22 protein-coding genes are annotated in these 22,080 nt (G+C 33.4%); 8 read left to right on the top strand and 14 right to left on the bottom strand.

The features are described 5' to 3' along the window. Positions 1-14: 14 nt before the first annotated feature. Positions 15-2,042 (top strand): M3 family metallopeptidase, encoded by a 2,028-nt coding sequence (locus LUU93_RS09325; RefSeq protein WP_232680646.1) that lies wholly within the window; start codon positions 15-17, stop codon positions 2,040-2,042. A gap of 161 nt (positions 2,043-2,203) precedes the next feature. Then, the gene (locus tag LUU93_RS09320) at positions 2,204-2,863 is read left to right on the top strand and encodes a SanA/YdcF family protein (protein ID WP_232680644.1); all 660 of its coding nucleotides are present in this window, start codon (positions 2,204-2,206) and stop codon (positions 2,861-2,863) included. 16 nt (positions 2,864-2,879) lie between these two features. Here LUU93_RS09320 and LUU93_RS09315 read toward each other — a convergent pair whose 3' ends face one another. From LUU93_RS09315 to LUU93_RS09255, 13 genes are all read right to left on the bottom strand, one after another. Next, positions 2,880-4,067 carry a phenylacetate--CoA ligase family protein gene (locus LUU93_RS09315; RefSeq protein ID WP_232680642.1) on the bottom strand — a complete coding sequence of 396 codons (1,188 nt, stop codon included), beginning with the start codon at positions 4,065-4,067 and terminating at the stop codon, positions 2,880-2,882. Positions 4,068-4,077: 10 nt separating this feature from the next. Continuing rightward, positions 4,078-4,992, bottom strand: coding sequence for a glycosyltransferase family 2 protein (locus LUU93_RS09310; protein WP_232680640.1), 915 nt, complete (start codon positions 4,990-4,992; stop codon positions 4,078-4,080). A gap of 5 nt (positions 4,993-4,997) precedes the next feature. Next, entirely contained in the window at positions 4,998-6,260 is a 1,263-nt protein-coding gene (locus LUU93_RS09305; RefSeq protein WP_232680638.1) for an ATP-grasp domain-containing protein, read from the bottom strand. Positions 6,261-6,275: 15 nt separating this feature from the next. Then, positions 6,276-7,088 carry a hypothetical protein gene (locus LUU93_RS09300; protein ID WP_232680636.1) on the bottom strand — a complete coding sequence of 271 codons (813 nt, stop codon included), beginning with the start codon at positions 7,086-7,088 and terminating at the stop codon, positions 6,276-6,278. Positions 7,089-7,302: 214 nt separating this feature from the next. Then, positions 7,303-7,887 (bottom strand): class I SAM-dependent methyltransferase, encoded by a 585-nt coding sequence (locus LUU93_RS09295; protein WP_232680634.1) that lies wholly within the window; start codon positions 7,885-7,887, stop codon positions 7,303-7,305. Between the two features lies 1 nt (position 7,888). Then, entirely contained in the window at positions 7,889-9,310 is a 1,422-nt protein-coding gene (locus LUU93_RS09290) for a radical SAM/SPASM domain-containing protein (RefSeq protein ID WP_232680632.1), read from the bottom strand. 78 nt (positions 9,311-9,388) lie between these two features. After that, positions 9,389-9,559, bottom strand: a complete 171-nt coding sequence (locus tag LUU93_RS09285) for a DUF1843 domain-containing protein (RefSeq protein ID WP_232680630.1) — start codon at positions 9,557-9,559, stop codon at positions 9,389-9,391. A gap of 91 nt (positions 9,560-9,650) precedes the next feature. Next, complete coding sequence (locus LUU93_RS09280) at positions 9,651-9,827, bottom strand: DUF1843 domain-containing protein (protein WP_232680628.1); 177 nt, start codon at positions 9,825-9,827, stop codon at positions 9,651-9,653. Between the two features lie 22 nt (positions 9,828-9,849). Further along, complete coding sequence (locus LUU93_RS09275) at positions 9,850-10,503, bottom strand: hypothetical protein (RefSeq protein ID WP_232680626.1); 654 nt, start codon at positions 10,501-10,503, stop codon at positions 9,850-9,852. Between the two features lie 1,210 nt (positions 10,504-11,713). After that, the gene (locus LUU93_RS09270) at positions 11,714-13,195 is read right to left on the bottom strand and encodes a hypothetical protein (protein WP_232680624.1); all 1,482 of its coding nucleotides are present in this window, start codon (positions 13,193-13,195) and stop codon (positions 11,714-11,716) included. A gap of 139 nt (positions 13,196-13,334) precedes the next feature. Next, positions 13,335-13,748, bottom strand: coding sequence for a DUF1842 domain-containing protein (locus LUU93_RS09265; RefSeq protein WP_232680622.1), 414 nt, complete (start codon positions 13,746-13,748; stop codon positions 13,335-13,337). 323 nt (positions 13,749-14,071) lie between these two features. Next, on the bottom strand, positions 14,072-15,628 hold the full coding sequence (locus LUU93_RS09260; protein WP_232680620.1) for a hypothetical protein: 1,557 nt from the start codon (positions 15,626-15,628) through the stop codon (positions 14,072-14,074). A 138-nt stretch (positions 15,629-15,766) separates the two neighbouring features. Beyond that, positions 15,767-17,326, bottom strand: coding sequence for a hypothetical protein (locus LUU93_RS09255; protein WP_232680618.1), 1,560 nt, complete (start codon positions 17,324-17,326; stop codon positions 15,767-15,769). Positions 17,327-17,641: 315 nt separating this feature from the next. Here LUU93_RS09255 and LUU93_RS09250 point away from each other — a divergent pair, with 315 nt between their 5' ends. The 6 genes from LUU93_RS09250 (at position 17,642) to LUU93_RS09225 (ending at position 20,790) form a co-directional block, all read left to right on the top strand. Then, positions 17,642-18,145, top strand: coding sequence for a GbsR/MarR family transcriptional regulator (locus LUU93_RS09250; protein WP_232680616.1), 504 nt, complete (start codon positions 17,642-17,644; stop codon positions 18,143-18,145). Positions 18,146-18,201: 56 nt separating this feature from the next. After that, on the top strand, positions 18,202-18,483 hold the full coding sequence (locus tag LUU93_RS09245) for a hypothetical protein (RefSeq protein ID WP_232680614.1): 282 nt from the start codon (positions 18,202-18,204) through the stop codon (positions 18,481-18,483). Further along, on the top strand, positions 18,480-18,839 hold the full coding sequence (locus tag LUU93_RS09240) for a hypothetical protein (RefSeq protein WP_232680612.1): 360 nt from the start codon (positions 18,480-18,482) through the stop codon (positions 18,837-18,839). The genes LUU93_RS09245 and LUU93_RS09240 overlap by 4 nt, the downstream gene beginning before the upstream one ends. 5 nt (positions 18,840-18,844) lie before the next feature. After that, the gene (locus tag LUU93_RS09235; RefSeq protein ID WP_232680610.1) at positions 18,845-19,231 is read left to right on the top strand and encodes a hypothetical protein; all 387 of its coding nucleotides are present in this window, start codon (positions 18,845-18,847) and stop codon (positions 19,229-19,231) included. A gap of 57 nt (positions 19,232-19,288) precedes the next feature. After that, on the top strand, positions 19,289-20,197 hold the full coding sequence (locus LUU93_RS09230; protein ID WP_232680608.1) for a TIGR01777 family oxidoreductase: 909 nt from the start codon (positions 19,289-19,291) through the stop codon (positions 20,195-20,197). 140 nt (positions 20,198-20,337) lie between these two features. After that, positions 20,338-20,790: an SRPBCC family protein gene (locus LUU93_RS09225; RefSeq protein WP_232680606.1), complete on the top strand. Its 453-nt coding sequence runs from the start codon at positions 20,338-20,340 to the stop codon at positions 20,788-20,790. A 368-nt stretch (positions 20,791-21,158) separates the two neighbouring features. Here the strand turns inward: LUU93_RS09225 and LUU93_RS09220 are convergent, their stop codons facing one another. Beyond that, positions 21,159-21,965, bottom strand: a complete 807-nt coding sequence (locus LUU93_RS09220) for a UbiA prenyltransferase family protein (protein ID WP_232680604.1) — start codon at positions 21,963-21,965, stop codon at positions 21,159-21,161. Between the last annotated feature and the right edge of the window lie 115 nt (positions 21,966-22,080).

Genomic DNA, 22,080 nt, shown 5'->3' with positions numbered 1-22,080 from the left:
TAAAAAAATGCAATATGAGTATCTTAACCCAATATTTCAATACCAAACATAACACCGCACCATTTTCGCAAATTAAAATCGAAGATTATGTTCCTGCTTTCAATGAAGGAATTGCTTTGGCTAAAGCCGAAATTGATGCAATTGTAAATAATCCGGATGCGCCGACTTTTGAAAACACAATTGTAGCGATGGATTTTTCTGGTGATATTCTAGATCGCCTTTCTAGTATTTTCTTCAATTTGAATTCGGCAGAAACGAATGACGAAATGCAGAAAATTGCTCAGGAAGTTTCGCCTTTACTTTCAGAATTTGGAAACGACATTCGTTTGAATGCTGATTTATTTGCAAAAGTAAAAGCGGTTTACGATCAAAAAGAAAGTTTAGGTTTAAATCCTGAACAAACAACTTTATTAGATAAAAAATACAAAAGCTTCTCCAGAAATGGAGCGAATTTGCCAGAAGACAAGAAAAATCAATTAAGAGAAATCGACAAAGAATTATCGAAATTGAGTTTACAGTTTGGCGAAAATGTTTTGGCAGAAACCAACAACTTCGAATTGCATTTAACTGATGAAAAGGATTTATCTGGTTTGCCTGAAGGCACAATCGAAGCCGCAAGATTATTAGCTAAAAATCAGGAAAAAGAAGGCTGGGTTTTCACTTTAGATCATCCAAGTTATGTTCCGTTTTTGACTTATGCTGACAATCGTGAATTACGTAAAAAAATGGCAATTGCTTTTGGAGCGAAAGCATTTCAAAATAATGAATTCGACAATCAGGAAAATGTTTTAAAAATTGCTAAACTTCGTTTTGAAAGAGCTAATTTATTAGGTTATAAAACGCACGCACATTTTGTTCTGGAAGAAAGAATGGCCGAAAGTCCAGAGAAAGTTTTTTCTTTTTTGAATGATTTACTGGCAAAAGCAAAACCGGCTGCTCAAAAAGAATTTGCAGAATTAACTGCTTTCGCAAAAGAATTAGACGGAATTGAACAATTAGAAAAATGGGACGGTGCTTATTATTCTGAAAAATTAAAACAGCAGCTTTTTAATTTAGATGATGAAAAACTGAAACCTTATTTTCAATTAGAAAAAGTTTTGGATGGCGCCTTTACTGTTGCCAAAAAATTATACGGTTTAACTTTTACCGAGGTTTTTGATATCGATAAATATCATGAAGAAGTTACGACTTATGAAGTAAGAGATGCCGAAAACAATTTGGTTTCGATTTTCTATGCTGATTTCTTCCCAAGAAAAGGAAAAAGAAACGGCGCGTGGATGACTTCATTCAAATCGCAATATGTAAAAGACGGCGTAAACGAAAGACCGCATATTTCTAACGTTTGTAATTTTACAAAGCCAACAGAAACAAAACCGTCTTTATTGACTTTTAATGAAGTAACAACTTTATTCCACGAATTTGGACACGGTTTACACGGAATGTTAGCAAATACGGTTTATCCAAGTTTATCTGGAACTTCTGTTTATTGGGATTTCGTAGAATTGCCAAGTCAGATTATGGAAAACTGGTGTTACGAACCAGAAGCTTTGGCATTATTTGCAAATCATTATGAAACAGGAGAAATTATTCCGATTGAATATGTGCAGAAAATTAAAGAAAGTGCAAGTTTCCAGGAAGGTTTGGCAACATTGCGTCAGTTAAGTTTTGGATTATTAGATATGGCTTGGCATGGGCAAGATCCAACAAATATTACAGATTTAAAAGCTTTTGAAACGGAGCAGTTTGCCAATACACAATTGTATCCTGATGTAAAAGAAAATGCAATGAGCACGGCTTTCTCTCATATTTTTCAAGGCGGATATTCTTCTGGATATTACAGCTACAAATGGGCTGAAGTTTTAGATGCTGATGCTTTTGAATATTTTCACGAAAATGGAATCTTTAATGAAGAAATTGCGAAAAAATTCAAAGATAATGTGCTTTCAAAAGGAGGAACAGAACATCCGATGACTTTATACAAACGTTTTAGAGGACAAGAACCTAAACCTGAAGCTTTATTAAAAAGAGCAGGACTTTTATAATTGCAGATTTTTGATTTTAGATTGTAGATTTTTGATCTCAAACTCTAATAAATTTTAGATTAAACCGAAGTATTTCAACTTCGGTTTTTTTATTTGATTTCTCTTAGAAATAATTTTAGTTATCTTCGTATTTTTAAATCTTAATCTTACAAATACAAGCCGTGAAAAAATATTTTAGAATAGCTCTTTATATTGCAATTATTGGATTGATTGCTATTGTTTCTATAAACTATTACGTAAAATCTTCTACTAAAAACAAGATTTATTATTCGGTTAAAAAATTTCCGAAAAATGATGTGGGAATTATTTTTGGTGCGGGAATTAATGGGAATCAGCCAAGTAAATATTTAAAGGATCGTCTTGATGCCGGGATTTTATTGTACAAGATGAAACGTATCAATAAAATTTTACTTTCGGGAGATAATGGCCGCGATGAGTATGATGAATTAACGGTTATGAAAAACTACTGTTTTAATCACGGAGTTGACACTGCAAAAATCTTTGTTGATTATGCCGGATTTGACACCTACTCTACTATGTATCGTGCAAAACATATTTTCAAGATTAAAAAAGCAACCTTAATTTCTCAGGAATATCATTTAAACAGAGCGATTTATATTGGCAATAAACTTGGTGTAAAATCGGTGGGATACTCTGCAAACAATGGAGAATATCTTGGTTACAAATATGTAACTTTTAGGGAGTATGGTTCGATTTTTAAATCTTTTTTTGATGTTTTGAGAAATCGTGAACCTCGTTTTTTAGGAAATGAAATTAATATAAATGATGTTTCTAATTATTCTAAAGAAGATAAACGATAAAATCTTTTTAGTTTTATCATCTCAAATCTAATAATTGAGGTGTTTTGGTTGTATTGGGATCCGTATATAAATCAGCAGCTGTAACCAGTAAAACCTCAACCTCCATAAAAAGTTCATCGTAACCTAACAGCTTTTTTAGTGCTTCACATTTTTCTGCAGTAAAATTCAGTTTTTGGTTTTGGGGAACATTTTGTACAAGCAGCATTTTAACGACTTCTTTAAAATCTTTACTGGATAATTGAATCTGAAAAGCTGTGGCGGAACTCGTAAGGAAATTAAATTCATCTAAATCATAGTGCTGTTCAGAAAGTATAAAAGATTTGGTTTCTCTTGATTTTAATTCCAGAAAAGCTTTTCCGTCTAAATTAACCCATCGCCCTAAATCGCCAATAGCATACCGAAAAACAGGAAATCTTTTTCGGAAAGTATTGGTAACGGCAATTGTTCCATATCCGTCATTATCCGGATTAATGATTTCGATTATAATTCCTTCAATAACTGAAAACAAAGAAGGGTTTTGAGTAAAATCCGACAACGCCCAAATTCCAGTTTCGGCAGAACCGTACATGGAATAAATTTGTTTAATCCCAAATACTTTTTGCAAAAGTTTTTGTATTTCAGGTCTTAAAAACTCCCCTGCATATAACAAATTTTGTATTTGCAGTTTTTGATTTTTCTCTTGTAAAAACTGTGCAAAGCATAATAATTTAGAAGGCGTTCCCAGTATAAAATCCGGTTTGAAATAAGCCGCGGCTTGTTCCATATCTTTATAACTGGCGTGCGCACTGAGTGCTAATGTTGTTGCCTGGCATTTTTCTAGAATATCATCCATTATGGCGGCTGTGCGATACATGTCTGAATATCCAAAAATATTTAAAGCGATTGTTTTGGAAGTAAAAAAATTATTTTCTGTTAATTCCTTTGCCATTGCAAGACGCTGGTTTTGATTTTCTTGTATGTCTACCGGAAAAACCAAAGGATTTTGAGTACTTCCTCCTGATCGCACCAAATAAACTCCTGTCTTTTCTTTGTGCAGCTTAAAGTTGTTTTTTAAAATTGGCATCAATTCTTTTTTACTGAGTACCGGAGCTTTATCTGCGTAATCATTTTTCTTATAGAACTCAATGTATAAGGGATTCTTTTTTGCTAATTCAAAATAATCCTGCAATTCTAACTTGTCTGTTTTTGAAATATCTGGGTGCATAATTTTTAAATTAATTTGCTCTTTTTTTGAAATAATACCAATTCCTGATTAAGCTTTTAGAATGGTTTATAAGGAATAACATTTTTTGGTACAAGGATGGTAATCGTTCCATGGCGTGTTCCAGCCATCGCTGTGATAACATGCCCATGAGCTGCTGGTCGTATTTATCTTTACTTTTATGATATCTTTCTATTGTAACGGGAGTTTTTAATTCTTTCCAATTAGAATATTTAATTCTCGACAAACTGCCCTCAACCTCTCTTACTTCGATGCAGACTTTGTTTAGTAATGCCGCTCTGGATTCATTTTTTAAACTTTTTAGAACACGATACCAAAAATCAATTCCTTCGTTTAAGGATACATTTGTTTCGTAGCGAATATTTTCTAAATGCTTTTTTCTGATTACCACATTACTGCCAACTCCCATAATAAAATCCGGAGAACTGATGGTATGTAATATATCAGGAATCAAAAACAATTCATTTGAGAGCGAAGTCATTTCTTTTTTAAAGGATTGAATATTTGGCAGATAATAATCAGACGGAATTAATAAAATTCCGAGTACGAGAACATCTATGTTTTCCTGTTCCATAATTAAGCCGACTTCTTTTAAACAAGAAGAAGTATAACAATCATCGGCATCCAAAAAACTGATAAGATCTCCCGTTGCGAGTTCCATCCCTAAATTTCTTGCATGACCCGGGCCTTTATTTTCCTTTAATTCAATAACCTCAACATCTGTTAGTAAAAACTGCGGTGCAAAAAATGACAAGGCATCTTTTAGCAAAAACATACTTTGATCTGTACTAAAATCATCTACAATAATAATTTGTGAAGCTTTTTTTTCCTGAAAAGCCAGCGACCGAATCGTATCGTATATGAACGCTTCTTTATTATAAAGAGGAATTACAACTGTATGTTTCATGATTTTTACTCTGCTAATTGATAAATTAAAGCTCTGCCCTGATGTACGTTTACAACTGATTCATCTGAACCGCGAAACAAACCCGAACCATAGTTTTTGTCGTCTTTACACAGCAACATTCCTACTAAATGAATCTGACGATTGTTTTCGAGGTCTTTAAATTCTTTTTGTTCTACAAAATGCTGAATTAGATATTTATTCCAGTTTTCTCTAATAATGGTATCCCATTCCTGAGCTGTACAATCAGTTTTTACGTAAGCTCCAATTCCTCTTCCGCCGCTATTTAATTTTAAAATCAGGTTTTGATCGTTTTCAATAAAAGCATCACAGCCGGCGGGATCAACAATTACATAACTTGGAATTAGATATTGTTTTAAAAAATCGTAATCTTCTTCGCTTAGATAATCATACATTATATCGGCATCGTACATTACGGCTAAAACTCTTTTATCATGAATTAAGATTAAAGTCCTGATATCATTAAAATAGCAGTTTTGCTCAATCAGTTTATCAAGTACATCTGGTTTTATTTTTTTTAGTTCTTCCCGATCCATTTCTAATATAAACTGCGAAACGGGTTCTCCATTTACATAAATAGAATTGTTTGAAACGGTTAAATCCTGAGGTTTTACCGAAATTAATTCAACTCCCAATTTTGCTAATTCTTTTTGAAGATAAAAAATCTCGGTTCCTTTTTCGTCGTCGTGAACAAGAGCCAGTTTTTTATTTGGAGCAAATTGATAATATAAATCGTCGATCAGGTTTTTTAAATCGGGATCTTTAAAAGTTAATCCATCTTTAGTTTCACTTATTTCGTCGTTTATCAATTTTAGATAATAACTAATCATCCAGCCGTTTAGCGGATAACGGGCGCCTATCTCACAAATTTTTGCCTGATTGTTTGTATCATATAAAAAATCAGGGCGGTAAAAGCCCTGATTGTATGTTGCGCTGCTGCTTTTTTTTAATAAAGCTTCAAGGTCTTTGTCCAGCTGATAATAATTTCGAATTCTTTCGTCTCTAAAATAATGCTGGACAATTGCTTTACAAGCGTAATTTAAAATAGAACACAAACGATTCATTTCGTTATCATATCCTAAAGGTAGTTTTACCGAAGAATTAGCAAAAAAATGACTCCCCAATCCTGTATTTTTTTCAAAATATTCAGAAAATAATTCCTTCCATTTTTTCTGTTTTTCAGGCTGATTTTGCTGCAGACTTATTTTAGGGGCAATGTGCTGCGCTTTTGGTTCTTTCTTTGTAATCATGTATTGAAATATGAATTATAAACTAAGTTCTTCAATTTCCATAACATCTTCCATTACGGCAGATTTTTTAGCCAAATAGTCCTTAATGATAGTTTCCAGATCGTAGGTTTCCAGATCAACATTCATGGCTTTGGCATAATAGAAAATAGAACTTACGGCAAAAAAGAAGTGATTTTTTTCGGTTGGACCGCAGTGAACGCTTATCCACGCTAATGTTTTGTCACGATCTTCTTCTGAAAAACCGTAATCGTTTGTAAGCCATGATTCAAATTTTGGAAGAATATATTCTACCTCGCCATGTGTATAAATTTCGTGGATTAAAGTTGTTAATAAAGCGATCATTATATCTTTATTTCGCAGCGAATTTTGGTCTTTCCACGCTTTAAAATCGTAGGCACTCTGGTTTAAATATTTACGAGAAAGCCAGTCATCGTCTGTACAAATATTGGTAGCCATGGTATAAAATAACTGAGAGTGTAAAACTCTGCCCACAACTGCCAGGTCTTCGTCTACAATTCTATTTAAACTCGTGATAGACTGCAAAAGTGCTTCTTTGTCTGCAATAGGCTGGTTTTTGTGAACCAGCATTGTCATACGGTTGCTGATTCCTGCAACTGTCATTGCGCTGTTATTGGTTTGGCTCCAACTGTGAAAAAAACGCTGTAAACGCTCTTTGTCCTGAACTTTTGAGGTTAATTGTTTGAAGCTTTTTTCGATTTTTGAAAATGATTCCTCCTGATTTGGCAGAAATTTTAATAGTTGATCTTTTAAATAAGATTCTTCCATATCTTGAAGAACCGGAAGAATAATTGAACTTAGATTTGTCATAATTATTGGGGTTTTATAGTTTAATTTATTTTTAGTTTGTATTTTATTTTGACTGAAAATTCGTTATAGACAGTAGAAAAATTCTTTTTAAAACTTATTCCTTAAATATTTACTGGCTTTAAAAATTGCCGCAAATACATTAACATCAGGTATTAGGTGGTTAATCTCTGTAATAAAAAGTCTTAACTGAGAGAGAACCCTTCTAATTTTTATATTAAGGAGTTTTGGTAAATTTGGAACGATAGTATTTAATTTTTCTAACTACATCAATATCTTTAAGGTGATATTGTTCTAACCATTCGGCTTCATCAAAAAAATTACATCTGGATTCTGCAATTACGATGATCGGTTTATGTAATGAAATCTGATGCAGTTTATTCAATAATTCGGCGTATTGAAAATCATAAAGAGGATTGTACAGATAAAAAATAGTCCCATCGGAAATATCCGTTTTTAAAATATCGCCACAAATTGCAACAGCATTTTTTATTTGCTCTTTTTCGATTAAACCTGCACAAACTTCATGTCGTTCTTTCAGAATTTCAATTCCTTTAAACTTCGCATTTGGGTATTTTACAGCTCCATATAAAATGATGCTTCCATAACCGGAACCTAAATCGTAAAATACCGTTTCATTTGTTATTTCGATAGGATCAAAAAGGTCAGATAAAAAACTGGAGGAGCCGTATCGATAAGAATTAAGTCCATATTTAATTGTAATTTCAGAAAGGCTTAAAGCTCCTTCAATTGTATTTGAATATTGGTCAATTTCTGATTGAATCTTTTGTAGCAGTTCCATATTATTTCATCATTAATAGTTCTAATTTTTCCAATGAACGTTTGGCTATTTCCATTTTAGCGGCATATTCATCGTTTACTTTCTGAATGTCGGCATTGCAAAAAGTGCAGGTCGTTTCTTCTTCATAAACATAATTATCACAGCCATTACAAAGCTTAAGCGCTTTTGGAATTCTTGGAACTCTGTCTGTATTTGATACCGGAACCAGAGGTGCATTATGAGGTGACTGTACTTCGACTACTTCTCCTTTTTCATTTTCAACTATGATTTCAAATAAACCAATATCAAAAGAGAGTCCGGGTGCTTCTTTTATTTTTCTTATTCTTTCGTGAAGTCCTTTCTTTTTTAATTCTAAGGCGCGATAATGGCAAAAAGGATTATTGCCTCTTTTTCCAAATAAGACATGACTAGTCCAGGTACAGCCAGCCAGACAAGAAGATTCGTAATAACAGCCTTTACATCCTCCCCATAATTCTTCTTTATTTCTATATCTGGAAAAAACCATTTCTTCGCTGTATCGCCAAATATCTTCGAGCTTCATGTCTTTTACATTCCCTCCTGTATATTCGGTTGTGGGTAATGACGGACAGCCTTTTATTTTGCCATCGGCTTCAATTCCAATTCCGGTATGTCCGGCAGAACATCCTGTATAATATTTTTCATTGCCTTGTCTCCAGATGTGCTCATAAGGTCCAAAGTAACCTATGTTGTTTCCTGCTTGTATTAAAACATTATTTGCCAGTGCTTTTCTGTATATAACGATAAGTTTTTCGTAAAAGTCAATTAGTTCATAAGGCTGCAGGATCAATTCTTCAGAATGGTCAACGGCATTTCCCATGGCAACTGCCAGTTGTATCTGCCAGTTTCTTACGCCATTTTCGATCAAAACATCCAGAAGTTCACTAAGTTCATTTTGATTCAATTTTGTAATCACTGTATTTACACTAGAAGGTATATTGTACTTTTTTAGTAATTGCAGACAATGGATCACATGCTCAAAAGAATCCCTTCTTCCTCTTATTTTATTGTGAGTATCCGGTAATCCATCAATAGAAACACCAATGTTTCTTATTCCTGCTTTTTTTGCATCACTAATTCGCTCTTCATTTAAATTATAAGCTCCAGACTGCATCGAACATTCAATTCCGCTTTCGTGGATTTTTGCAATTATGTCAAGCCAGTCTTTTCTTAAAAAAGCTTCGCCGCCAATAATTGTAATCTCTCTTGTACCAAGGCGTTTAAGACTATCAATAACGTCAAAACATTGTTCGGTAGTTAGTTCACCAGGTCTCACTTTTCCGGCTCTGGATCCGCAGTGCGAGCATTTCAAATTACAGGCAAGAGTTATTTCCCAAACGACATGAACCGGGGTCGCAGTTTTATAATCATCTCTTACTCTGTATCGTATAGAAGTCTTATCCATCTTAGTTGATTTAGGGTTTTGTTGATTTATTTAAAGAACGGTTTAAAAAGCAAGGCTTAATAAACCGTTCTTTTTAGATTACTTTCTAAGCTTTTCAATAGCCTCCAGCAATTCTACCAAAGCAGCGCTCAGGTCTCCCTGTTCTCTAACTGTTTGTTTAGCTTGTTCAGCTACTGCTCTCATTTTTTCTAAATCATTTGAAGCAATTGCTTCTCTGATTCCTGCTGCGTAAAGCATTACTACTCCCATAACATTTTGTTTTTTAGTTATTCCTACTCTTAAGGTTTTTCGGATTCACCCTTGTTATACTGAACAAGCCAGCTTATTTTTCTATTCATTTTTACTTTTTGTTCTTTAGGGCATCTATTGCTTCCAGTAATTCTAACAAAGCGGCACTTAAGTCTCCTTGTTCTTTTATCAGCTTTTTTGCCTGTTCAGCAATAGATTCCATCTTTGCTAAATCATTTGAAGCTATCGCTTCTCTGACCGCAGCACCGTAAGGCATCATTATTCCCATAGCTATTTTGTTTAATGAGTTATTAACCTCCAAACTGATGTAGAAAAATGGCCGGATCATTTGGGTTTAAACAAGTTAAATTACCCATCGTAACCGTTTTGCCATCTTTGTTTTTTCCGGTAATCATAATGTTTTTCATTCCTGTTCTTAATTGTCCAACACGATTACCGCCGGTTACTTCAATTCCCATTTCATGGGGTGTACCGGTTCTTGTGGCGATAACATTTCCTGATCCGTTTTCGATTAGGAGAATCTCTCCAATTGCCGGAGGAGGAAACGACTGCGTAACAGTAATATCAGTAAGCGGTCCCAGTGTTATATATTCTGGTAAAACTTCTGTGTTAATAGCATCTAAGTCTGGTTTAAGGAGGTTGATCGTTCTTCCAAACTCTGGGTTATTACTTGCATTTGTGCAGTACATCCATGGAGTCGTGAAAGAGGTCCCATCTTCTGTCTCTCCTATCGCTACATATCTCTGGTGTATTCCAAGTTTAGATTTTTGAGTTACAGAATTAAGATCAAGATTGTAAAATATTGATGTAATAAGTGTCCCAACAGCATATGTCCCGCTGGCGCCTTCGATAACAGGAAGAATAACAGGGCCAACGCCTCCGCCTTTCCAGTCTATATAAGGATACACATTTACGTTTTTAACTTTTCTAGGTATAGGTTGCATAATAATAATTTTTTGGGTCTTACTCATAAGGCTTTTCAGCTCCGCCTTCGCTTTTTCCTGTGCGAAACAGTTCGTTTTTTTAAGTGAGTTCTGCTCCACTACTACTATTATTTCGCAATGCATATTTTAAGAAACTATACTTGTTTATGGCATAAAAAGGGCTGTTCTTAAAAATCAAATAGAAATAATTAATAAAATAAATTCTGCCGGCTGCCTTTATTCTATACATTAAAATTAATTCTGATATACAGATGTTTACCTCAAAAATGTTATAAAAAGAATATTTTTTGTCATGAAACAGAAAAAACAAGCCATAAGATTATTCTTAGAAAACAGAAATACATTAAATAAGTTTTTATTTACATTTTATTTATGAAGTTCAAAGAAATATTTTTTTTAAACCGGAGATTTCGGTTTTCATTTTTGAAATAGATAAAATCGGAATGGAGATTTACAGCGAGGCTTTAGAAAAAGATAAGTGGAGATATATTACATAAATAATTCAAGTTGCTAGTTTAATAATTCAATAAATAAATTGGCTCTAAAAAAGTTTAATCCCTCCGGGCAATGTCATTAAGTTAAGAGGAAATCTATAAAATTACTTAACAGTTTAATTAAGAAAGTAATTAGAAAAATCAGTTTTTATCAGCGTTTTCGCTTTAGCGAATCAGTAAAATAAGCGTCTAATTGTGACGCGGATAAAACAGATTTACTTCGTAAAAACGCGGATAAACACGGATTTGATTTGCAATAATTTTATTTTCTAAAAGCTTAACTTAATGACATTGCCCGCAGGGACAATTATATTGTGGTCACATTTTTTTTCTACCGATACTAAACCTCTATCGAGGTAAACTTACTACAATTTAGAAAACTCCGTTAGGAGTTAAATATCGGTAGAAATCAGTTTATTCATGTTAATTTTTGTCCTGCAGGGACTACACTTTATTAACTGGTAGCTTGAATTAAATATCAAAACAAAACGGAGTTTCTATCGTAACAATTTGCTGCGATAGAAACTCCGTTTATCAGGATTGGAATATCATTTAATATTTTGAAAAATCGTGAACCTCGTTTTTTTTACGAAATGAAATTAATAAAAACGCCTTCAAATTATTCTAAAGAAGATAAACAAAAAAGCCGAAGTAATACTTCAGCTTTTCATTTGGAGCAAAATTAAAATAAGACATTTTCGTTTGCGAAAAATGGATTATTTATTCTTACGAACAAATACCTCTTCAAACTGTTTAAGTTTAAGGGCTTTTGTTTCTTCAATTCGTTTCGCTTTCAGGTTAACATTTTTAGCAGCTGCCAATTGAGGTTTTGTAGTATACAAATAAGACTCAAACACATGGCTTAAATACAATGGAGATTTTCCTGTTCCTCTTGATGTATCAAAATTTTGAGATTGATGACATGTAAAACAGTTTACAAGATTTCCTGCATTAATATCGTGTACATCATTTTTAAATGTCTGCGTATAGGTTTCCATTGTAATATTTGCCAGATTCGAAGAACCTCTTGCCAATGAATCCGGAAGAACGCTCGATATTTGGCTTTTTACAATTGTTTGCGCCTGCTGCGCCGGAGTTAACCCATCTGTGTTTAACCAAATTGATCCGTTATAAAAATAATTTTTGAAAACGTCTGTTAACTTAGATGCTACACATTTATTGATAGTATCAATGTTATCAAAATTAGCAGGCTCAGACTGGCTTGTTGTCATGTATTCATTTGTACTTAGAACTTTTGGAATACCGTATTCATAAAGAATAAAAGCTTTATTTGGTGTTAATGGTTTCTTGCTTGTTTTATTCCATTTAATACCCTGCAGACCAGAAGTTGTGCCGCTTTCATAAAAAAGCATTTCGGCAGTTGAAGTTACAGAGTTGTTTTTCCAGTCATAAACCGGTGCCATCTCTTTGTGTTCAAAGGTTGCCCAGATAAATTCAGGATGATTTTTTACAACTCCTACAACGTGCATTCCTAACAATGCAACAGATTTTGCAACATATTGCCCCTGCTTATTTTTGAATGCTGCTTTAGTAACAAAATAATCTGCAATTTTTTCTTTCGGGATTGCATCTGTACTAATCCATGAAACTTTCAATTCAAGTGAACCAACAGGAAATGTTTCTAAATTTGAATAGGGTACTTTTCCGCTGTTAATTTCAGAAGCTGCCAAAGTTGCCTTATCCAGTAATATTTTACTAACATGTATAGAGTAAAATACGGTATCGCCGGCAGTTTTTCCAGGAACATTTTTTGGATTAGAAACCAAAACAGCTTCAGGTCCAGCCTGATTAATAGAGCTCAAAACTAATTTTAATCCCAACTGCGGAGCAACCGGCGCCATCTCAGGGCTAACCACATCCAGTGAATCTAAAAACAAAGGATTCCCGGACGGAAGTGGTTTTGTCAGCCAAAGAAATTTCTGCCATGACCATTGATGAAAGATACAATTTGTAGTGCTTGAAGCATCAAAAGGACTTCCGTCTCCTTCTGCAGGCGGCGGTGTTTGTTCGTGAGGAAACCAGCTTGCTTCGCACTCGCAAGGTTCTGCTGTTTCCGTTTTAGCATATCCTGTAACTCCGGCTTTTCCCAATATTTTTTCTTTATTCAAAAAAAATAATGTAACAGCTGCAGCAACAAAGACAACTAATAAGATGATAATAATAGGTTTTCTTTTCATGTTTTTGTGATTTATTTTTTTCGGTAATAAAAAGGCCGTCTGCAAAGACGACCCTTTCAATCAAAACTGTAACCAAATCAGGCATAATTAAATCCTAATTGTATCGTGCTTCGAGTTGTTTAAATTTGGTGTCTTTTAATTATGCCAACTCTGCTTGTAAATTTGCTACTGCTTTTACAGGTGCATTTTCAATATTATGCTGGTAGTATGAAAAACCTCCTGTTCCGTTCCATGCACCGTCGATTGCTAAGTGAGCATCAAAATCGGCTAAAAATGCGCCAATTGCCGGTGGAGGAAAAGAATGAACGTATTGTCCTTGTAAACTTACTACTTGTGTAAATTGTCCAAATCCAGTTGCATATATTTTTCCTGTTACAGGAACAACTATATTTCCATCAGGACCGCTTATAGCCTGAGTAATTACTACTGTACCAGAAACAGAATTTTGTGATGGTACAACAACTAAACTAAATGATGCGATTGGAGCACCTGGTGTTCCTACATTTCCGATTGTGCCTTTTGCTAAATAAGCACCTGCTAATAAATCTGTCATAACTTTTATATTTTTGGTTTTCCTACTCATAAGGCTTTTCGGAACCGCCTCGTTTTTTTAAGTGGGTTCTGCTCCACCTATTTGATATTTTATATTCTTATTTAAATACTTTATCAAGCATATTAAATAACAATTTTTGGTTTATTTCGATATCAAAACTATATCAGATAAGTAGACATAATATAAAAAATGATATGAAGTGCTGTTTCTTTGACATGAATCAAACAAAAAGTGACACGAGAAAACAGGATGCGTAAAAACACCTGTTTGGAAAAAAGCTGACGTACTGAAGATTGAAATTAATTACAGCTTTTCAAAAAATATTATGCAAATGGATAAACAATTTCAACGGCTACTAATTGACACGAAGATTCTGTTATATCAGCTGTTGGCGGTATATAACCCGGCGGATTAGGCCTTATAGTTACTGCAGCTGAAGTATTGCTGTTTTCATTTACGACCTGACACGAATAAGACAATTCTTCTGATGGATTTCCAATTGATCGTCCTAGAAAGTTAAAGCTTGAAAATTTATTCTCCTCAAAATAATTTTTTACTTTTCTCGCATTACAATCTGTAAAAGTTATATACAACTCAAGAAATTGACTAAATACAAGGGAATTGATGAATCCAAAATCTCCGCCTTCGGTGAAATCAAAATTTGGCTGACTATTAAAGATATATCCGGTAAGATCTGATGGGGCCGGATATCCGTTTTTAATGGCATTTTTTACCGGTTCAGAAAGCATCCAGCCAGTATTTGTCCTGATATCAAAAGGAACCGGGGTTATCATCAGCTGCGGGTCAATAACAGGATTATTAACTATCGCTTCAACAACATAAGATGTTCCTGAGAATGTTTCTTTAAAAACACTGCTCATAGTGCCGTCTTCTAAAACATTTGACAAAAATTTTAATGGCAAAATAGTAATATCTTCTGAATTGAGGACGTTTATTTTTAAAAGTTCTGAGGATAATTTCTGTACATCATTATTATTCGTGTATGAAACAACAGGAACTTTACTCAACTGATCTGTAATATTATCAGGATTAGACGGTTCAAACCACATTCCCGGAATTAAATTGTCTGACCCGGTTAACGAAAGTCCTTTATTTTGAGTGCTGGGATAATTAAGATTATAAATTATCATTGCTAAAGTATGAACCGCATTAGCAATCTCTGCCGTAACCGCTCCCGAAGCACCAGATAAACTATAGATGTTTTCCATTAATTTCTTCATTTCAGGAATAAAGTATTCTTCTGTTGGGATCTCACTATAAATTTTTGAAAATTCATCAATATGGGTATAAGGATATGAAGGTTCATCTTTTAAAACCAGAATATATTCAGGATTTATCCATACTGTATTTAGAGTATCTGTAACTTGAATTAATGCAATATTTGTATTCGTTTCATTTAATTTGCTGATATTGTTTGGATGATATTTATCTACATAAGCATTCCATAATGGAATCAAATCCGTAACTGTAGATGCAACTTTACTGCTTATTTCTTCTTGTTCGGCTTTATCTTTTGGAGATAGCTGATATCTTATTTTCAAATACACACTCAAATAGCTGTTTATAAATGAATCTAATGTTAAGCCTGCTTGTCTGACTCCATATTGAATCCCTTCGCCGGATATTCTTTGGTTTAAAAAATTATTATATAAACTAGCGTTAACTTCTCCCTTATTGTTCATAAAATAAAAGGAAGCCTGCCCGCTGGACGTTCCGGTTAAAAGCTGCAATTTTTCTGAATTCGGCAATTGCAGAATAATATTAGACATATATTCAGCATAGGTCTGATTTTCTACAGAATCATCCTGTACACTTTCAATAAATATTTTATCATCAATGTTTGATATAAGATTTTCCATTAGCTTTCATTTAAATTCTAAAATTTAGATTTGAAGTTATTTTCAACTATAAAAAATAACTTCAAAGTTTAATAACAAGAGGGTTATCAATCATCTCATTATGATTAACAACCCTCTTTAACTATTTTAAAACAATAATTAGGCGAAAGGATATACTACACCTACAGCAACTAATTGAGATAGTGATTGATTGATATTGTCTGTTCCGGGAACATAACCAGGAGCTTCAGGTTTTATAGTAACTCTAATTGAAGTAGCAGTTTCATCGCTGAAAGAATAGCTATAGCTTGAAGATTGGCTTGCTCCTCCTAAACGAATACCTAAGAAATACACGCCCATATCTGTATGCTCTTCAAAGTACTTTTTAACCTGTTTGCTGTCACATTTATCAAAACCAATGTTTATTTCAAGAAATTGGCTAAAAATCAATGAATTAATATATCCAAAATCTGCACCTTCATTAAAGTCAAAATTTGGGTTGCTATTAAATACATAACCAGTAATACCTGTTGGAGCAGGATATCCGTTTTTAATGGCATCTTTTACCGGAGAAGTTGACATCCATCCCTGTCTTGTTGAAATATTATAAAGCATTGGACTGCTGCTCATAAGCGGACTAACAGTAGCGTTATTAACTACTACATCTACTGTAAAATTCGAGCCTGAATAATCTCTTTCGAAAATACTGGTTTTAGCACCGCCGCTAACTCCAACAGAAAAAAATGATAAAATTGGAATAGATATTCCTGCACTTACAGAAGCCTGAACGTTTAATGTTGTTTCAGTAGATTTAGTAACTCTTTTTGAAACTCTGAAAACTGAAGAAGGAGGATTAGTTCTAAGCTGATCTACTATTGCATTTGGTCTTGCTGGTTCAAATACCAATCCCGGAATTGCTTTATCTGATCCTGTAATTGTCATTCCGCCATTTCCATCGTCACCTGTTGTTGGTCTTTGAATATTATCAATAATACCAGCTAAAGTTTGCGTTGCATTAGCAATATCTGCAGTAATAGCCCCCGCAGCACCAGATTTATTAAACACCTCAATCATATAATCTCTCATTTGTTTAGAAACTGATACCGGTATTTTACTGTAAATTGTATTAAAGTCGTTTAAATGTGTATAAGGATAAGAAGAGTCTTTTTCTATAATTTCTTTGAATTTTGGATTAAGCCAAACCGTATTTAGAGTACTAGTCATTTGAATCAAAGCCACATCAGTATTAGTTGCATTTAGCTTTTTAACATCTGTTGGCAAAACCGCTTCGTACCAGGCATTCCAAACAGGAATAAGGGCTCTTACTGTAGAAGCAACATCTGCATTAACTCTTTGTTGTGTCGCTTTGTCGTTTGGAGATAACTGATATCTTAATTTTGTATAAACACTTAGATAACTATTCGTAAATGCATCCTGTGTAAGTCCAACCTGCTCAACACCATTAGCCGTTCCTTCTCCTTCAATTCTTTGGTTCAATAAATTGTTGTACAAAGTCGAATTAACTGCACTAGTTGCGTCGTCCAGAAAATAAAAAGAAGCCTGAGCGCTCGAAGTATTGGTTAATAATTTCAACTTACCCGGATTTGGAAGCTGCTTAATAATATTTGACATATACTCCGCATAAACTTCATATTCTGCTGGTGTGCCAATTGTCTTCAAAGTTGCATTCTCTTTCAAAATTTCTTGTAAAGTTTCCATGATAAATTTGTTTTTTGGGTTCCTACTCGTAAGGCTTTTCAGATTCCGCCTCGTTTTTTATAGTGGTCTCTGCTCCACATTAAAATAAAATTGAAAATAGATTTAGCTAGCCTTTAAATTTTCAGCGTCAAATTTACTTTAGAACAATTCCTACAATACAAAAAATGTCATGAAGTATAAAATATTAGTAATGAAACACTTAAAAACACAACATAAAATTATTCTTACATCAAAAACCATTTTGAATAAAAACAACTTGAAAACAAACTTTCAATTATTTTTGAAAGTTTAAAAACTTTTACTTACATTTGATCCATGGAATTCAAAGAAGCAAAAAATAAGTTTGTACAAACCTGGGGGGCATTAGGCTCACAATGGGGAATTAATAAAACGATGGCACAAATCCACGCTTTATTAATGGTCTCAAACGAAGCTGTTTCTATGGAGGACATTATGGAAGAATTACAGATTTCGCGCGGCAATGCCAGCATGAACCTAAGAGCTTTAATGGATTGGGGAATTGTTTATAAAGAATTTAAAGCCGGAGAAAGAAAAGAATTCTTTACTGCCGAAAAAGATTTAGACGAATTAGCCGCAAAAATTTCCAGAGAAAGAAGCAAACGAGAAATTAAACCGGCTCTTAAAATATTAAAAGAAGTTTCGACAATCGAAGCAAAAGATTCAGCAGAAGAAAAACACTTTGTTGACCAAACTTCCAAATTATACGATTTCGTTTTAAAGGCAGATAATATGCTGGACAAAATGACTGAATTTAATGAAAACTGGTTAGGAAAATTAGTTATAAAAATGATGAAGTAAAAAAATTTAACCAAAACTTTCATTTTTTTCTGAAAGTTTAAAAACAATAAATAGTTATGAAAACAACTTTCAAAGTTTTAGAAATTATTAATATTTGTGCATTATTATTCTTGCTACTTGGAGCATACGGAATAGCAATTACAGGAGCACTGCAAGTTTTGGCTGCGATTTTATTTCTAATACTATTTCCGAAAAACAAACTGATCTATATTTATTTTGGTTTGGTAATTATTTTCTTCCTGATCTGGAATGGAGAATTTAACTGGCTTTTCTTGTTGCCAATTTCATTAATATTCTTCCTTACGTTTATTATTTACAATCAAAAAAAGAAATTATGAACCTCAACATTATTGGATATTTAATCTACTTAGGAATTACGACTTTCATCATTCTAAAAGTTGGAAAAATCTGCTGCAAAAACGGAAATATTTATGTGGCAGACCTAATCCCAAATCATGCTGACCTCTGCCAAAAAATCAATCAGGTTTTGCTTTTGGGATATTATCTCTTAAACATTGGTTATTGTACCATGACTTTAATTTCCTGGCAAAAAATTATTTCATCAACACAATTGATTGAAACAATCTGTATAAAAACAGCTGTCATAATTTTTATTATCTCAGTTCTGCATTACCTCAACATTTTAATTATAACTAAATACATTCAAAAACTAATTAATAACAACAAAAACTAAATATTATGGAAACTACAAAAATCTTAATCGGTTACAGTATTTATTTGCCAGTCGCTTTATTTTTAACTTATTACGTTTCTAAAACACTTTTTAAAAACGGAAAAATCTTTATGCTTGACATCTTTAAAGGCCGGGAAGAAATTGCAGAGGCAACCAACAGACTTTTTGAAACCGGATTCTATCTTTTAAATATTGGCTTTGCCTTAATGATTTTAGAAATGCAGTTATATCGAGACAGTTATCAGGAATTAATTGAAAACTTAAGTTATAAAATTGGCGGGTTTTCTATTTATCTTGGTATCATGTTATTCTTCAATTTGTATTTCTTTTTTAGAGGAAAACGTAAAGCTAAAGAAGCTCAAAGAGAAGAAAGATTAGTTTTTAAAGCATAACACAGAACGAAACCTAACAGGTTTTAAAAACCTGTTAGGTTTAATACTCGACAACAAATGAAAAAACTCATAATCGCGGCAGGAACTGGTTTTCTCGGACAAGTTTTAGTCAATCATTTCAGAGATAAATTTGAAGAAATTGTAATTCTAACTCGAGGAAAATTACAAACCTTAAACGGAATTAAATATGTAAACTGGAACGCCAGAACTTTTTCAGGCTGGGAAAAGGAATTGGAAAATGCTTCAGTTTTAATCAATCTCGCAGGAAAATCTGTTGATTGTCGTTATACCAAAGAAAACAAAAAAGAAATTCTTTGGTCTAGAATTGAAAGCACCAAAATTCTAAACAAAGCAGTTTTGAATTGCAAAAATCCACCAAAACATTGGCTGAATTCATCGACAGCAACAATTTATCGTTTTTCTTTAGACAAACAAATGGGTGAAATCGATGGCGAAATTGGGAATGACTTTTCTATAAATGTGGCACTTTCATGGGAAAAAGCATTTTTTAAAACCGAAACTCCAAATACGTTAAAAACGGCTTTGCGGACTTCTATTGTTTTAGGAAAAAATGGAGGTGCTTTAATTCCGTTGAAAACTTTGGCTAAAATTGGTTTCGGAGGAAAACAAGGAGAAGGAAATCAGTTTGTAAGCTGGATTCATGAAGAAGATTTTGCGAATGCAATTGATCTTGTTATTCAAAAAGAAATTACAGGCGTTATAAATATTGTTTCTCCCGAACCTATTCGAAATACTGATTTTATGCAGAAACTGAGAAAAGCAGTTGATTTTCCGTTCGGAATTCCGATGAATAAATTCTTTCTTGAAATTGGTGCTTTCTTTATTCGTACAGAACCTGAATTAATTTTGAAAAGTAGAAATGTGATTCCGACAAGGCTTTTGGAAAATGGATTTCAATTTAAGTTTGGAGATATTGATAATGCTTTTAAAAATTTATTACACTAAAACTACGTATTTCTTGTCATGCTGACGGAGGAAGGATCACACACGAAGCTCGACAAAGAATTGTCGATATACATTGTGGAGTTTCTAGTGTGATCCCTCGTTCCTCGGGATGACAAAAATGCGGAAAACTAAACTAAATCATGACAACAATACACCTCACAACTAAAATAAAAGCCTCAAAACAAATCGTTTTTGATGCCTCAAGAAATATCGATATTCACCAGCAATCTGCAAGTCCTTCAAAAGAAAAAGCGATTGCCGGCGTAACATCAGGCTTAATAAATTTAAACGAAACGGTAACCTGGCGCGGTAAACATTTCGGGTTTTATCTCACACACAAAACCCGAATTCCTGTAATGGATTTTTATGATTATTTTGTGGATGAAATGGAGGAAGGGAGATTCAAATCTTTCAGACATGAACATATTTTTGAGGAACAAAATGGTGTAACTATCATGAAAGATGTATTACAATATGAAACTCCATTTGGAATATTTGGGGAATTTTTCGATATTTTATTTTTAGAAAAACATCTTACCAATTTTCTTTTGGAGAGAAATAAGGTTTTGAAAGAGGTTTCAGAAAAGAAATAATAAATTGCTCCCAGCTTTAGCTGGAGGGCAAGTAGGATTAAATATTCCTGGCTTTAGCCAAACTTTATCTTTTGGCTAAAGCCCTTGTTAGGAGACTCATTTTTACCTCCAGCTAAAGCTGGAGGCAATTAAATCAAAATTTATTTTTCAAACCCTACAATTTAAACATAGCCTGCGGTTTCAACCGCGGGAAACGTTATGTAAAGAAACCCTCCCAATGGTTTCAACCATTGGTAATGTTAATATCTTATATTCTCTCAAGATATTTTTAAAATAAATTTTTTCGTTTTACGATTTGCGTGAGGGATAGAAGCGGATAGCCCGACCCGGAGGGACACGCCCAAATTATTTAGAAACTTTTACGTATTTTATAAAAACGCGATCATTAGCCACCAAAATATAGGAACACTTTCGACCCAAAAAGAAGTATAATATCGAGATCGGTTTGTATTAGCAAAAAAGATAAAAAGCATTAAAGTCACAACCATAATGAGGTTGATAATAAGATCGTGAAGCGTAAAAGACAAAATTCCTAAAACCCAAAACGGAACTAAAAGCGAAAATCCTAAAATCTTGGTTCGTTTTACACCAATTGTCTGCGGAACGGTTTGCAAATGCGGATCATCATTTGCTAAATCCAGAATTTCAAAAACTAAAATCAGTACAAAAACTAAAACAAAACGCTGCATACATTTTATAAAAAAGTTGGCTGTAAACGGGATTTCGGCATTTATATAAGGCAAAACCAAAGTCGCTCCTACCCAGCAAAGTGCTACAATATAAATTTTTACTCCTGCCCAGTTTCGGGCATTTTTTCTATTTGGAAAAAACGGTAAAGTATAAAGTGCCGTTATAGCAAAAATTACAACCGAAACAATTTGGGTAATTCGCTTTAAATGGAAAAAATAATAGCCAACTAAAATCACCGAAATAAAACTTAAAACCGCGATGATTTTGAGTTGAATCCCAACCGGTTTTCTTTTCACCCGAACTAAAGCATCGTATTTTACAAAATTATATCCTACAATTGTTCCGAAAAAAACAAACAAAGCCATTGGTTCATCATACTGAATATGAAAGAAATGAAAAGTAATACGAACCAAAGCATAACACGATAAAGCCACGTGAATACTGCTGTTTAAATAAAAATCTAATATTTGTTTTAGAAGTTTCATGCCTCAAATCTAATCAATTGGTAACAAATCAACTCTTTAGTTATAAATTTGATAAAAATTGAAGTTAAAAATACCCATTAAATTATTAATAATACTTAATTTTGCGCCACAAAAA

This window comes from Flavobacterium soyae, from assembly GCF_021245985.1.
Classification (GTDB): Bacteria; Bacteroidota; Bacteroidia; order Flavobacteriales; family Flavobacteriaceae; genus Flavobacterium; species Flavobacterium soyae.
This window is presented reverse-complemented; position numbering and strand designations above follow the sequence as displayed.

Bases quoted from the DNA above. Each gene is read 5' to 3' on its own strand.
- LUU93_RS09325 (WP_232680646.1), top strand. From the start codon at position 15: ATGAGTATCTTAACCCAATATTTCAATACCAAACATAACACCGCACCA.
- LUU93_RS09315 (WP_232680642.1), bottom strand. From the start codon at position 4,067: ATGCACCCAGATATTTCAAAAACAGACAAGTTAGAATTGCAGGATTAT.
- LUU93_RS09310 (WP_232680640.1), bottom strand. From the start codon at position 4,992: ATGAAACATACAGTTGTAATTCCTCTTTATAATAAAGAAGCGTTCATA.
- LUU93_RS09305 (WP_232680638.1), bottom strand. From the start codon at position 6,260: ATGATTACAAAGAAAGAACCAAAAGCGCAGCACATTGCCCCTAAAATA.
- LUU93_RS09300 (WP_232680636.1), bottom strand. From the start codon at position 7,088: ATGACAAATCTAAGTTCAATTATTCTTCCGGTTCTTCAAGATATGGAA.
- LUU93_RS09295 (WP_232680634.1), bottom strand. From the start codon at position 7,887: ATGGAACTGCTACAAAAGATTCAATCAGAAATTGACCAATATTCAAAT.
- LUU93_RS09290 (WP_232680632.1), bottom strand. From the start codon at position 9,310: ATGGATAAGACTTCTATACGATACAGAGTAAGAGATGATTATAAAACT.
- LUU93_RS09285 (WP_232680630.1), bottom strand. From the start codon at position 9,559: ATGGGAGTAGTAATGCTTTACGCAGCAGGAATCAGAGAAGCAATTGCT.
- LUU93_RS09280 (WP_232680628.1), bottom strand. From the start codon at position 9,827: ATGGGAATAATGATGCCTTACGGTGCTGCGGTCAGAGAAGCGATAGCT.
- LUU93_RS09275 (WP_232680626.1), bottom strand. From the start codon at position 10,503: ATGCAACCTATACCTAGAAAAGTTAAAAACGTAAATGTGTATCCTTAT.
- LUU93_RS09270 (WP_232680624.1), bottom strand. From the start codon at position 13,195: ATGAAAAGAAAACCTATTATTATCATCTTATTAGTTGTCTTTGTTGCT.
- LUU93_RS09265 (WP_232680622.1), bottom strand. From the start codon at position 13,748: ATGACAGATTTATTAGCAGGTGCTTATTTAGCAAAAGGCACAATCGGA.
- LUU93_RS09260 (WP_232680620.1), bottom strand. From the start codon at position 15,628: ATGGAAAATCTTATATCAAACATTGATGATAAAATATTTATTGAAAGT.
- LUU93_RS09255 (WP_232680618.1), bottom strand. From the start codon at position 17,326: ATGGAAACTTTACAAGAAATTTTGAAAGAGAATGCAACTTTGAAGACA.
- LUU93_RS09250 (WP_232680616.1), top strand. From the start codon at position 17,642: ATGGAATTCAAAGAAGCAAAAAATAAGTTTGTACAAACCTGGGGGGCA.
- LUU93_RS09245 (WP_232680614.1), top strand. From the start codon at position 18,202: ATGAAAACAACTTTCAAAGTTTTAGAAATTATTAATATTTGTGCATTA.
- LUU93_RS09240 (WP_232680612.1), top strand. From the start codon at position 18,480: ATGAACCTCAACATTATTGGATATTTAATCTACTTAGGAATTACGACT.
- LUU93_RS09235 (WP_232680610.1), top strand. From the start codon at position 18,845: ATGGAAACTACAAAAATCTTAATCGGTTACAGTATTTATTTGCCAGTC.
- LUU93_RS09230 (WP_232680608.1), top strand. From the start codon at position 19,289: ATGAAAAAACTCATAATCGCGGCAGGAACTGGTTTTCTCGGACAAGTT.
- LUU93_RS09225 (WP_232680606.1), top strand. From the start codon at position 20,338: ATGACAACAATACACCTCACAACTAAAATAAAAGCCTCAAAACAAATC.
- LUU93_RS09220 (WP_232680604.1), bottom strand. From the start codon at position 21,965: ATGAAACTTCTAAAACAAATATTAGATTTTTATTTAAACAGCAGTATT.